Source organism: Shimia sp. R9_2 (genome assembly GCF_017743735.1).
Lineage (GTDB): Bacteria > Pseudomonadota > Alphaproteobacteria > Rhodobacterales > Rhodobacteraceae > Shimia.
Genome location: NZ_JAGHRO010000004.1, coordinates 179890 through 192338, shown reverse-complemented (window position 1 = coordinate 192338; position 12449 = coordinate 179890). Strand labels below are relative to the sequence as shown.

General features: G+C 58.8%; 9 protein-coding genes and 1 tRNA gene. 5 read left to right on the top strand and 5 right to left on the bottom strand.

Going from position 1 to position 12449, the window contains the following annotated elements:
• Positions 1-26 precede the first annotated feature (26 nt).
• Positions 27-3443 carry a bifunctional proline dehydrogenase/L-glutamate gamma-semialdehyde dehydrogenase PutA gene (gene putA, locus J7400_RS11850; RefSeq protein ID WP_209063425.1) on the bottom strand — a complete coding sequence of 1139 codons (3417 nt, stop codon included), beginning with the start codon at positions 3441-3443 and terminating at the stop codon, positions 27-29.
• Positions 3444-3546: 103 nt separating this feature from the next.
• Here putA and J7400_RS11845 point away from each other — a divergent pair, with 103 nt between their 5' ends.
• From J7400_RS11845 to J7400_RS11835, 3 genes are all read left to right on the top strand, one after another.
• The gene (locus J7400_RS11845) at positions 3547-4020 is read left to right on the top strand and encodes an Lrp/AsnC ligand binding domain-containing protein (RefSeq protein ID WP_209063423.1); all 474 of its coding nucleotides are present in this window, start codon (positions 3547-3549) and stop codon (positions 4018-4020) included.
• Positions 4021-4057: 37 nt separating this feature from the next.
• Positions 4058-4612: a tetratricopeptide repeat protein gene (locus J7400_RS11840; protein WP_247738769.1), complete on the top strand. Its 555-nt coding sequence runs from the start codon at positions 4058-4060 to the stop codon at positions 4610-4612.
• Positions 4613-4744: 132 nt separating this feature from the next.
• Positions 4745-4831 (top strand) — tRNA-Leu (locus tag J7400_RS11835).
• Between the two features lie 68 nt (positions 4832-4899).
• Here the strand turns inward: J7400_RS11835 and J7400_RS11830 are convergent.
• The 3 genes from J7400_RS11830 to J7400_RS11820 all read right to left on the bottom strand — a co-directional run bounded on the left by J7400_RS11830 (position 4900) and on the right by J7400_RS11820 (position 8405).
• Positions 4900-5058, bottom strand: a complete 159-nt coding sequence (locus tag J7400_RS11830; protein ID WP_209063413.1) for a hypothetical protein — start codon at positions 5056-5058, stop codon at positions 4900-4902.
• Positions 5059-5283: 225 nt separating this feature from the next.
• The gene (gene metG / locus J7400_RS11825) at positions 5284-6999 is read right to left on the bottom strand and encodes a methionine--tRNA ligase (protein ID WP_209063411.1); all 1716 of its coding nucleotides are present in this window, start codon (positions 6997-6999) and stop codon (positions 5284-5286) included.
• A gap of 158 nt (positions 7000-7157) precedes the next feature.
• Positions 7158-8405 (bottom strand): MFS transporter, encoded by a 1248-nt coding sequence (locus J7400_RS11820; RefSeq protein WP_209063409.1) that lies wholly within the window; start codon positions 8403-8405, stop codon positions 7158-7160.
• Between the two features lie 141 nt (positions 8406-8546).
• Here J7400_RS11820 and J7400_RS11815 point away from each other — a divergent pair, with 141 nt between their 5' ends.
• Positions 8547-9110 carry a hypothetical protein gene (locus J7400_RS11815; RefSeq protein WP_209063407.1) on the top strand — a complete coding sequence of 188 codons (564 nt, stop codon included), beginning with the start codon at positions 8547-8549 and terminating at the stop codon, positions 9108-9110.
• Positions 9111-9228: 118 nt separating this feature from the next.
• Here the strand turns inward: J7400_RS11815 and J7400_RS11810 are convergent, their stop codons facing one another.
• Positions 9229-10128: a hydrogen peroxide-inducible genes activator gene (locus J7400_RS11810; protein WP_209063405.1), complete on the bottom strand. Its 900-nt coding sequence runs from the start codon at positions 10126-10128 to the stop codon at positions 9229-9231.
• 110 nt (positions 10129-10238) lie between these two features.
• On the opposite strand from J7400_RS11810, the gene katG reads away from it, so the two are divergent.
• Positions 10239-12422 (top strand): catalase/peroxidase HPI, encoded by a 2184-nt coding sequence (katG, locus tag J7400_RS11805; protein ID WP_209063403.1) that lies wholly within the window; start codon positions 10239-10241, stop codon positions 12420-12422.
• Positions 12423-12449 lie beyond the last annotated feature (27 nt).

Sequence of the window (12449 nt, the reverse complement as noted above, 5' to 3'; positions counted from 1 at the left end):
CAAGCTGCGGTGAATTGCGGGGGAGGTCAACCGCCCCCACTCAAAAGCGCTGCGTTACCGCCGGCGGCCGTGGTGTCCACGCAGACGTGGCGCTCCCCTAGAACCCGTGCGGCATCCGGCAGGCCGGTGATCAGCGGCAGGATTGGGCCTTCGCGCTTGGCCAAAGCCTGCTCCATCTGGCGTCCGGTCTCGTCATCCCCCCACCAGATCGCGCCTGAGAAGTCCATGAGATCACTCAGAGCCTCTGGTCGCAGCAGGCCATCGGAAACAACTACCCGCCCGCCCAAATTGATGACAGCCTGCGCTTGGGCTTGCGCGGTTTCTGCACCGGGGCCAAGACATAGGACCGGTGATTTGGCAAATGTTGTCAGTCGGTTGGACTCGCCTGTTGGTCCGGGGAGGGATGTTGTGTGAGGCGCGACCGCTTCGCCTGCTTGATCCAGCTGTGCCTGCACATGTTCGCGCGCGACCTCTGTGTGCCATTGGCCTGAAGGCTGGCTTTGCGGTTTGGTAAAGCGGGACAGGTAATGCGGCCCACCTGCCTTGGGGCCGGTGCCGGAAAGGCCCTCTCCGCCAAAGGGTTGAGAGCCGACGATTGCGCCAATCTGGTTGCGGTTCACATAAATGTTGCCTGCTTTGATACGATCAGAGACATGCTGCACACGGTCATCAATCCGAGTTTGCAGACCGAAGGTCAGCCCGTAGCCGGTGGCGTTGATGTCGTCGATCACCTGATCCAATTCACTGGCTTTGAAGGTTGCCACATGGAGGACTGGGCCGAAGATCTCCCGCGTGAGATCGGCAATGCCTTGCACGCGGATCAATGTGGGGGCAATGAATGTGCCGGTTTGCGGCGTTGGCAGTTGATAAAGAACGCGTTTTTCTGCCTCAGCCTGCGCAATATGTGCGGCGATGGTGCGATGCGCGGCGGTGTCGATCACAGGGCCACTGTCCGTGGACAGCTCCCAGGGATCGCCCAGTGAAAGCTCCTTCATCGCGCCTTTGAGCATGTCGAGCAGAGTGTCGGCGATGTCTTCCTGAACATAGAGGCAGCGCAGGGCCGAACATCGCTGACCAGCCGATTGGAAGGCGCTTTCGACAATTGCGGTCACAGCCTGCTCAGGCAGAGCGGTGGAGTCTACGATCATCGCGTTCAGGCCGCCCGTTTCCGCAATAAGCGGGGTGCCGGGCGCGAGGTTGGCGGCCATGGTCTGGCGAATGCGCAGCGCTGTGGCCGTGGAACCTGTGAAGGCCACGCCGTTGATGCGCGGGTCCGAAGTGAGCGCTGTGCCAACAGTCGCGCCTGCGCCCGGGAGCAATTGCAGCGCACTGCGCGGCACTCCGGCCTTATGCAGCAGCTTGACGGCTTCATGTGCAATCAGCGGTGTCTGGTCAGCCGGTTTGGCCAAAACCGCATTGCCTGCCGCCAGCGCGGCTGAGATCTGACCGGTGAAAATGGCTAGCGGGAAGTTCCAGGGAGAGATGCAGGTGAAGAGACCTGCGGGCGGGGTTTCTGGCGCGTTGGCCCCGTAATAGCGCAGGAAATCAACTGCTTCGCGCAGCTCGGCCACAGCATCCTTCGGCGTTTTGCCGGCCTCCCGCGCGAGCAGGGCAAAGAACATGCCAAAGTTTTCTTCATAGAGATCTGCCGCGCGGGCCAAGATGGCACCACGCTCCTCACTTGAGGCATCCCAAGGCGCGGCAGCGCTGAGCGCGGTCTCGATGTCCTTCTGGCTAGCATGGGCGACGGTGCCCGGGCTGTCGGTCGGCAGGGTTGGGTTTTCAACGGCTACGGCAGGCACGGGCTGCGTTGGGCCATCAATGAGCGGCGCTGCGGCCCAAGTGGTTTTGCGATACGGTTCGCGCGCCGTGTCGATGGCATCCAATGTGGGCAGATCGGTCAGATCAAAGCCTTTGGAGTTTGGCCGTTCAGGGGCAAACAGCGCGGGGCCTGTGAGCAGCTTGGCGGTTGGATTGAGCGCTTCGCGGAACGGGTCACGGGCAACCACCTCTGCCGGCACGTCTTCGTCTACGATCTGATTGACAAACGAGCTGTTTGCGCCGTTTTCCAGAAGGCGGCGCACAAGGTAGGCAAGCAGATCGCGATGTGCGCCAACAGGTGCGTAAATGCGGCAACGGGTGCTTTCATCGGTGAGCACAAGATCATGCAAAGCTTCACCCATGCCGTGCAAGCGTTGGAACTCAAAGGAAGATTTATCCTCAGCCATATGCAGAATAGCGGCAACCGTATGGGCGTTGTGGGTGGCAAACTGCGGGTAGATGAGATCGGTCATGCCCAGAAGTTTGCGGGCGTTGGCGATGTAGGAGACATCGGTGGCGGCTTTGTTGGTGAAGACCGGAAAGCTCTCCAGCCCTTCAACCTGAGCGCGCTTGATCTCTGTGTCCCAATAGGCGCCTTTCACCAGCCGCACCATGATCTTGCGCTCACATTTTTGGGCAAGCTCATAGAGGTAATCAAGCGTCGCGCCCGCGCGTTTGCCGTAGGCTTGGACCACGACGCCAAAGCCGTCCCAGCCCGCCAGCGCTGGTTCTGCCAGAACCGCGCTGATCACATCCATGGAGAGTGAAAGACGGTCGGCCTCTTCAGCGTCGATATTTAGGCCCATACCTGCGGATTTGGCCAAGAGGGCGAGGGAGCGCAGGCGGGGGACAAGCTGTTCCATGACACGCGCGGATTGCGCGACCTCATAGCGGGGATGAAGGGCCGAGAGTTTGACCGAGATGCCGGGGTTTTGACGGATGTCGTCGTGAATACAGGCGGTTGCGATGGCGGAGATCGCGCGGGAGTAGGCGAGGTGATAGCGCATCGCGTCCGCGTCGGTTTTCGCCGCTTCACCGAGCATGTCGTAAGAATAGGTGTAGCCTTTGGCCTCCATATGCGCTGCGCGCTCCATGGCGGAGGTGATGGTTTCTCCGAGCACGAACTGGCGACCCATCTCTTTCATGGCGCGGCCCACGGCGGTTCGGATGACCGGTTCGCCCAGACGTTTCACTGCGCCGCGCAGGGTGCCGATCAGGCCGGGATTGCTATCCTCCATCACCTTGCCTGTCAGCAGCAGCGCCCATGTGGAGGCGTTGACCAGAGGCGAGGTGGATTGCCCCAAATGCTTGCCCCAATCTGAGGGGGCCACTTTGTCTTCGATCAGCGCGTCGATGGTTTCGGCGTCTGGCACGCGCAGCAATGCCTCGGCCAGACACATCAAAGCGACGCCTTCATCTGTGGACAGGCCATATTCTGCGAGAAAGACCTCCATCAGGCCGGGGCGTGTTTCTTCGCGGATTTTTGTCACCAGCTGTGCGCCGCTCTGGCAAATGGCAGCGCGGTCGCTGTCAGACAGCGCTGCCTGTTGCACCAGCTCTGCAATCAAGGCGGTTTCGTCCCGGTAAGTCGTGGTGTCGATAAAATCGCGCTTATTGGTCATGTCGCCTCCTGTCTTTTGTGTAGTATATCTTGGTATATATGGTCATATTCTCCTAAGGAGGATGTCTGAGTAGTCTAAATGTGCAAAAATTTGGGGTCATGATATGCAAAGTGAAAATGTCGCGTTTGATAGCTATGACCGGGCGATTCTCGATGTGCTGTCACGTGATGGGCGCATTTCGATCACAGATCTGGCGCGCGAGATCGGCCTCTCCAAGACCCCGACCCAAGCGCGGTTGCGACGTATGGAGCGCGAAGGGGTGATCACAGGCTATCGCGCCTTGCTGGATCCGATACGGTTGGGGCTTGATCATGTGGCCTTTGTCGAGGTGAAGCTCTCAGAGACCCGAGAGCGTGCTCTGCAGGCCTTCAATGAAGCCGTTGCCGAGGTGCCGGAGATCGAGCAGGCGCATATGATTGCCAGCCATTTTGACTATCTACTCAAGGTGCGCACGGCGAGCATGTCGGCTTATCGACGGGTGCTGGGGGAGAAGATTTCCGCTTTGCCCTATGTGGCCAGCACCTCGACCTATGTGGCCATGCAGGCGGTGAAAGAGACTGGCCTCGCAGAGATGTGACTTGGCGCAATGCGGGATGCCGTGTCAGCCTTTGCGGATGTTGAGATATCTTGCCGCGATTTGCCTCTGTCACCCCGCATTTGCTGCGGATTGTCCCGCGCCACCTGACCATACTGTGGCCTTGGATGCCCTGATTGAGCGGGTTCAAAGGGCGCCGGATCAGGCTTCGGCACAGATACTTTCCGGGGAGATGTGGCAATATTGGGCGGATGCGCCGGATGACACCGCGCAGGAGATTTTGAACCGGGGAATGCGCAAGCGTGAGTCCTGGGATTTGTTGGGTGCGCGGTCAGATTTTGATGCGTTGATTGCGTACTGTCCAGATTACGCGGAAGGGTACAATCAGCGGGCGTTTGTGAATTTTCTGAGCCAGAATTTTGAGGCGGCATTGCCCGATCTGGAGCGGGCGCTTGATCTGTCGCCGCGTCATGTGGCGGCGCAGTCCGGGCTGGCGTTGACGCTGATTGGTCTGGGACGGGAGGCTGAGGCGCAGGATGCTTTGGCTGCGGCTTTGGAGCTTAATCCCTGGCTGCCGGAACGCTCACTTTATCGGGCGCCGGGCGTGTCAGACAAGCCGGGAGAAGACCTGTAACCTGTGCGCGGCGATTGGGATCTAGCGGCTTTGGTGATGTGCAAAAAACTTTGCATTTTGACGGGCAAACCCTCTTCACACTGACGGCCAACACGCTATTGTCGCGCCGCTGACGTTATGTTCGCGCTGCGTGCCCGCGTGGTGGAATGGTAGACACAGGAGACTTAAAATCTCTAGGCCGTATAGGCCGTGCCGGTTCGAGTCCGGCCGCGGGTACCAGATAAATCTCTGATAATTCGAAGTTTTGCAGGCGGTTTTTCTGAACGCGCAGCTGATGAGAGGCGATGTCAGTTCGCTTTGTTTTCGCGGCGCATGGCCAGCACAGCCACGAAGAGGCAAAGGAGTGCACCTGCAAACGCGCTGATGCCCAGCATCATGATGGATGCCGTGATGACGGGTGGGATGATCTCAATGATATTCCAGATCACGTTCAGGATGGCTTCCATTTCTTGGTCTCCTTTTGCGTCGGTCAAACATCACGTCAGAGCACGCATCGCGCGCGGTTGACATCAGCTTACTATGAAATACCGCAAGGTCGCGCTTTGATCTTGGTCAGATTCGCAGGGCAATGGATGAGGGCCCACGACGCTTGAGGGTAAGAGCGCAAAAAGAAAGGGGCCGCACCAACGTTTAAGAAGGTGCAGCCCCAAGGATTTCAGTGCAAGTGCGGTTTAGCTCTCGCGTTTGCCCGCGAACTTTTCCTGCCACTCTTCGCGCTCTTCATCAGAGACTTTGCGGAAGGTGACGTCGGGCACTGTGAAGGCGTGACCGGGGGCGAGGGTGTCCAGCGCTGCAGCCACATCTTCTGGCCAGCTTGTGTCCTCAGTCTGCATCGCCGCCATCAGTTGGGCTGAGGCATCTGGGATGAAGGGCGCAGACACAATAGCGTAGAGACGGATCAGATTGAGCGCGAGGCGAATTTGCGCTGCGGCTTTCTCAGGATCTTCCTTGAAGGTGGACCAAGGTGCTGCCGTCTGCAGGTACTCGTTGCCCGCAACCCAGATGGCGCGCAGCTCCTGAGCGGATTTGCGCACTTCCATGTCCGCCATATGGCCTTCGTAAGCGCGCAGACGGGTTGTGAGTTCGTTGATCAGCGCGGTCTCGGTTTCGCCGAGTTCGCCACCTGCAGGGATCTCTTCGCCAAATTTGGAGCGGCAGAATTTGGTGACGCGGCTGACGAAGTTTCCGAGTACGTCTGCGAGGTCTTTGTTCACCGATTGCTGGAAATTCTCCCAGGTGAATTCGCTGTCAGAGCTTTCCGGCGCATGGCTCAGCAGCCACCAGCGCCAGTAGTCGGACGGCAGGATTTCCAACGCCTGATCCATGAATACGCCGCGCCCGCGCGAGGTGGAGAACTGGCCGCCGTCATAGTTCAAGTAGTTGAAAGATTTGATGTAATCCACGGCTTTCCATGGCTCCTCAGAACCGAGAATGGTGGCGGGGAAGGACAGCGTGTGGAAAGGCACGTTATCCTTGCCCATGAACTGGGTGTAGGTCACATCCTCCGCGCCTTTGTCGGTGCGCCACCAGCGTTCCCAATCGTCGCCCTTACCGGCGTCGACCCATTCCTGGGCGCAGGCGATGTATTCGATGGGTGCGTCGAACCAGACGTAGAAGACTTTGCCTTCCATGCCGGGCCAGTCTTCGCCGCCTTTCTTAACGGGCACACCCCAGTCCAGATCACGGGTGATGCCGCGGTCTTGCAGGCCATCGCCGTCGTTCAGCCATTTGTTGGCAATCGAGGTGGTCAGAACCGGCCAGTCGGTTTTGCTATCAATCCAGGCCTGCAGCTTGTCGCGCATTTGCGACTGACAGAGGAAGAGGTGTTTGGTCTCCCGCTCCTCGAGATCGGTGGAGCCGGAGATGGTGGAATAAGGGTTGATCAGATCGGTTGGATCGAGCTGCTTTGTGCAGTTGTCACATTGATCGCCACGCGCGCTTTCAAAGCCGCAGTTGGGGCAGGTGCCCTCGATGTAGCGGTCTGGCAGGAAGCGCCCGTCTGCGTTGGAATAGACCATCTTTTCAGTGACTTCGCGGATTAAGCCCATGTCGGCAAGGCGGCCTGCGAAGTGCTGGGTCAGCGCATGGTTCTGCGGGCTGGACGAGCGGCCGTAGTGGTCAAAGCTGAGGCGGAACCCTTCGGCGATTTTGGTTTGAACCTTATGCATTTCGGCGCAGTAATCTGCGACGTCTTTGCCCGTCTTGGCAGCCGCGAGTTCAGCCGGGGTGCCGTGCTCGTCGGTGGCGCAAAGGAACAGAACTTCATGGCCGCGCGCGCGCATGTAGCGGGCAAACAGATCGGCGGGCAGCTGGCTGCCAACGAGGTTGCCGAGGTGTTTGATGCCGTTGATATACGGCAAGGCCGAGGTGATCAGATGGCGCGCCATTTTGGGTGTCCCTTAACTGTTTCGACCCCAATTAGCTCAAAGGGCGGAGCAATTCCACAGGGGAAATCGCACGTCGGTAACGCGTCGGTATTGCATCTGTATCGCGGTGGTATCGCGGGAGTGCATTGTCGGTGGATTTTGGCGCGGGTTTTTGCGCCTCAATTTCCTGTTTCGTCAGTCTTGGTTGGCTGTTCGCGCTGTCGTTTGGTAATGCGCCCCACGGTGAACGATGTGCGGGGGGCATAGACGTAGCGTGTGCGGTCGGCGACGGTTGGGCGGGCGAGCATCCGGGCGAGGCCAAAGACGATCAGAAGCAGATGGCCTGCGGCGATCATGATGAAGAGCGCGGAGGGGCCGAAGCGCTCAATCAGGCCAGAGGCAAAGAGCGGGGTGCCAATGGCGCCAACGGCAAAGAAGAACATCAGCGCGGCGGAAAGCTCGACCCGTTCCTCAGACGTGGCAAAGTCATTGGCGTGGGCGGCGGCCACCGAATAGATCGGGAAGGAGGTAAAGCCAAAGAAGCCTGCGTTCAGCATCACCATGGCGGTGCTGCCCCCGCCCAGGGTCACGGTGGTGGCGCAGCTGAGCACGGCAGCGGCAGAGAGCCAGATCAGCACCCAGCGGCGGTCATATTTGTCTGCAAGCCAGCCCACGGGGTATTGCGCGATGGCGCCACCCAGCACAAAGGCGGCCAGAAACCATGCGATCTGGCTGACCTGAAGGCCGACCTCGGTGCCATAGACCGGGCCGACCATGCGGAAGGAGGCGGAGCTGAGTGCGGCGACAATCACACCGGCCACGGCGAGCGGTGAGCGCTCATAGGCGAGCTTGGGGCGCAGGCGCGGGGCCGCAGGGGTTTTGGGTTGTGGTGAGGTTGTGAGGGTGATCGGCAGCAGGGCGACACAGCATAGCAAGGCCAGCAGATTGTAGGAGACATATGAGGCAGGCTCCAAAACGCTGATCACCAGCTGCGCGGCGAGGGAGGCGACCATATCCACCACGCGGTAGGTGCCCATGGCGCGGCCGCGGGTTTCATTGGTGACTTTGGATTGCAGCCAAGCCTCCACCACGGTGAAACAGCCTGCGACACAGAGACCGGATGCGATCCGCATGATCGCCCAAGCGGTGGGGTCAACAATGATGAAATGGCCCAGAAGGCCCATGGCCCCAAGCGCGGTGAAGGTGGCAAAAGCGCGGGAATGGCCGACGCTGCCCATGAGGCGCGGCGACCACCAGCAACCGATAAAAAAGCCGAGGAAGTGGGCGGAACCCAAAAGGCCGATTTGTTCGGTGGAAAAGCCAAGCGCAATGCCTGAGAGTGCATCCAATGGCCCCACGCCGCCAGAGCTGAGCTGCAGGAGGATGACGGAGAGGAAGAGGGCCGAGAAGGTCAGGATCATACGCATGAGGGCAGAATGCCGCAAAGCGTTGGGAATGCTAGGGGAAAGTAGACGCTGGCCCACTCTGTTTTAAATTTAGCGTGGTTGCTTGATGGTGAATGCCCGTTAAAGTAGTTTCAAGAAAGGTAACACTTCGAAGTGAGATCAATGAAGCGCCGTATCTACCTACTTTTAGCCGCATTGCTGCTTTGCCCCGTCTCAGCGGTATCCCAAATGCACCCGGATCAGGGGTATACCGATCTGAAAAAGGGAACAATTTTCTTATACGAACGAAGTGATAAGGGAGATTTTTTGTTGCGCTTTGAGCGTATCAAAAACGGGCTGCACGAGTTTCAGGCACATCTAGTCGATGGCGATAAGTCAACTTATGAACGAACTATTTTTAGAAACTCCAGAGGTCAAACGGTTCGTATAGAATGGCCGAATGGCAAACAGGTGAGATACGAACCTCATGACTGTAGATACGTGGTGGGCGAGTGCAGTTATGTCTTTTATGACAGAAAGGGTGTTCCGGGAGAGTATCGGTCTTCAGGAAGTTGGTCTGGTGCAACCTACCGGCAAGTTACAGAGATTTTGAGGGGCGCGAAGTATGCGCCTTTTTCCGACGTTCGTTTCAAGTTTGATAAAAACGGGTTGGAAGTTAGTCGGAGTGTTCGACAAGGCAAAACACGCGGGAAAATTAAGTTGAAGAGATTTCTTCCTCCCGAGTAGCTCTAAGCAATTAACTCTGCTTAGCTGCATTCATTGGTGCATTTCCTCTATCTATTGATCCATAAGTGTACCAATTAATATTTAGCTCATTGGTCATGCAAAATTCGGCGGTATGAGATTAGCTTGTCTTAAGCGCCGCACTTGTCTGAACCGAGTACCCAATCCTTTGCAGCTGCGGCCCAAGCGGGCTGCTTTTGCGCCAGATCATGCCGATTTTGCGGTTGGGCTCGACGCCTTTGAAGCGCGCGACGGTGACCTCTGCGGAAGGGGTTTCGACCGGGACCGCCATTTCCGGGATCAGGGTCACGCCCAAACCTGCGCCGACCATTTGCACCAAGGTCGAGAGTGAGGAGCCGTCCAGCCCTTCATGGGCGCGGGCGGTGGGCATGCCGCAGAACGAGAGTGCCTGATCGCGAAAGCAATGGCCTTCTTCCAAAAGAAGCAGACGTTCGCGCTCCAGATTTTCCGGTGCTGGTACGGGGGCATCGGCCTCGGACTTGGGGCGAACCAAGACGAAGTTTTCCGACAGAAGCGGCATTTCCTCAAAGGTCGGTTCTGAAACGGGCAGGGCGACAATGGCGGTGTCGATGCGGCCTTGACGCAGCTCTTCAATCAGCGTGGCTGTCATGGTTTCGCGCACGTGCAGTGTGAGATCGGGGAAATCGGTCTTCAGCCGACGCAGCAGATTGGGCAGCAAATAGGGCGCGATGGTGGGGATCACCCCAAGCCGCAAACGCCCTACGAGACCCGATTGCGCCATCCGCGCCATTTCGCCGATTTCCTCCACGCTGCGCAGCACGTTCCGGGCACGTTCTGCCATGTCTTCGCCAAAAGGCGTGAGGCGGATTTGGCGGCTGGAGCGCTCAAACAGGGGGAGGCCAAGATCTTCCTCCAACTCTTTGATTTGCAGGGACAAAGCCGGTTGGGAGATGGCGCAGGCGTCAGCGGCCCGTCCGAAGTGGCGGTGCAGTGCAAGGGCTTCGAAGTAGCGCAATTGGCGGAGCGTGAGGTTTGTCATTTGTTTTACTTATTAAACCGATTGGAAAATGCAACTTCTTTAAATACCCGCCCTGGGCGTAGACTGCCTTCAGAGAATCGAAAAACCCATCTATCCGACAGGAGACCGATATGGACGGAGATATGAAAACAGGTGGTTGCCCGGTGATGCATGGCGCCACCAGCAACAAGACACGTGGCAACCGCGACTGGTGGCCAAACCAGCTTAACCTGCGGATTTTGCACCAGAACTCTGCCAAATCTGACCCGATGGGCACCGCGTTTGACTATGCGGAAGAATTTAAGAAACTGGACTACAAGGCGTTGAAGGCAGATCTGACGGCGCTGATGACAGACAGTCAGGACTGGTGGCCTGCGGACTATGGTCACTATGGCGGTCTGTTCATCCGTATGGCGTGGCACTCAGCCGGGACCTACCGGACAGCGGACGGCCGTGGCGGTGGTGGCACCGGACAGCAGCGTTTTGCGCCGCTGAACTCCTGGCCTGACAACGGCAACCTCGATAAGGCGCGTCGTCTGTTGTGGCCGATCAAGCAGAAATACGGCAACCAGATCAGCTGGGCGGACCTCTATATCCTCGCGGGCAACGTGGCGATTGAAAGCATGGGTGGCACCACCTTTGGCTTTGCCGGTGGCCGTGCAGATGTTTGGGAGCCGGAAGAGGACGTTTATTGGGGCGCGGAAGCGGAATGGCTTGCGAGCTCTGATGCGGACAACTCCCGCTACTCGGGTGAGCGCGATCTGGAGAACCCGCTGGCTGCAGTGCAGATGGGTCTGATCTATGTGAACCCGGAAGGTCCTGACGGGCAGCCGGACGTGCTGGCCTCCGGTCGTGACATTCGCGAGACCTTTGCGCGGATGGCGATGAACGACGAGGAAACTGTTGCGCTGGTGGCTGGTGGCCATACTTTTGGTAAGGCGCATGGCGCAGGCGACCCTGAGCTGGTTGGCCCGGAGCCGGAAGCGGCCCCGATCGAAGCCATGGGCTTTGGTTGGATCAACAAGCACGGCAGCGGCAAGGGTGGCGACACCACCACCTCCGGCATCGAAGGCGCGTGGACGGCAAACCCGATCCAGTGGGACAACGGCTACTTTGATCTGCTGTTTGGTTATGAGTGGAACCTGACCAAGAGCCCGGCGGGTGCGTGGATCTGGGAGCCAATCGACGTCAAAGAAGAAGACATGGCGCCAGCGGCCCATGACGCGAGCCAGAAGGTGAAGACCATGATGACCACCGCCGATATGGCGATGCGTCTGGATCCGATCTATGGCCCGATCTCCAAGCGGTTCCATGAGAACCCAGAAGAGTTCGCCGATGCCTTTGCGCGCGCCTGGTTCAAGCTGACCCACCGCGATATGGGCCCACGTGCCCGGTATCTGGGGGAAGAAGTGCCAGCCGAAGAGCTGATCTGGCAAGATGTGGTTCCGGCCAGCGAAACCGACCTGTCTGACGACGATGTGGCTGCACTGAAGGCGGCTGTGATCGGCTCCGGTCTGTCGGTGAGCGATCTGGTGAAAACCGCTTGGGCGTCTGCCTCCACTTTCCGTGGCAGCGACATGCGTGGCGGGGCCAATGGCGCCCGTGTGCGTCTGGCACCGCAGAAAGACTGGGCGGCCAACGAGCCAGAAGAGCTGGCGCGGGTTCTGGACAAGCTGGAAGAGATCAAAGCTAGCTTTGGCAAGCCTGTCAGCACAGCCGATTTGATCGTGATCGCGGGTGCCGCGGCAGTGGAGAAGGCTGCTCTTGATGCAGGGCATGACGTCTCCGTGCCGGTCTCCCTGGGTCGTGGGGATGCGACCCAGGAGATGACCGATGTGGAAAGCGTTGGCATGCTGGAGCCACAGGCAGACGGGTTCCGCAACTATCAGCGGGCGCAGTTCACGATCTCTCCGGAAGAGCTGCTTGTGGACAAGGCACAGCTGCTGACCCTGACCGCACCGGAAATGACCGCATTGGTCGGTGGCCTGCGTGTGCTGGGTGCCAACCACGGCGGCAGCCAGCACGGTGTCTTCACCGACCGCGTTGGCCAGCTCAGCAACGACTTCTTTGTGAACGTGCTGGACATGGGCACCGAGTGGTCTGAAGGCGAAGACGGCGTCTATGAGGGCAAAGACCGCGCCAGCGGCGACGTGAAATGGACCGCCACCCGCGTGGATCTGGTGTTCGGCTCCAACTCACAACTGCGCGCAGTGGCTGAGGTCTACGGCCAGAGCGACGGTGAGGCCAAGCTGGTCAGTGACTTTGTCGCGGCTTGGACCAAAGTCATGGACGCGGATCGCTTTGATCTGAAGTGATCTGAGCGGATAAAACATGAGAGAGGC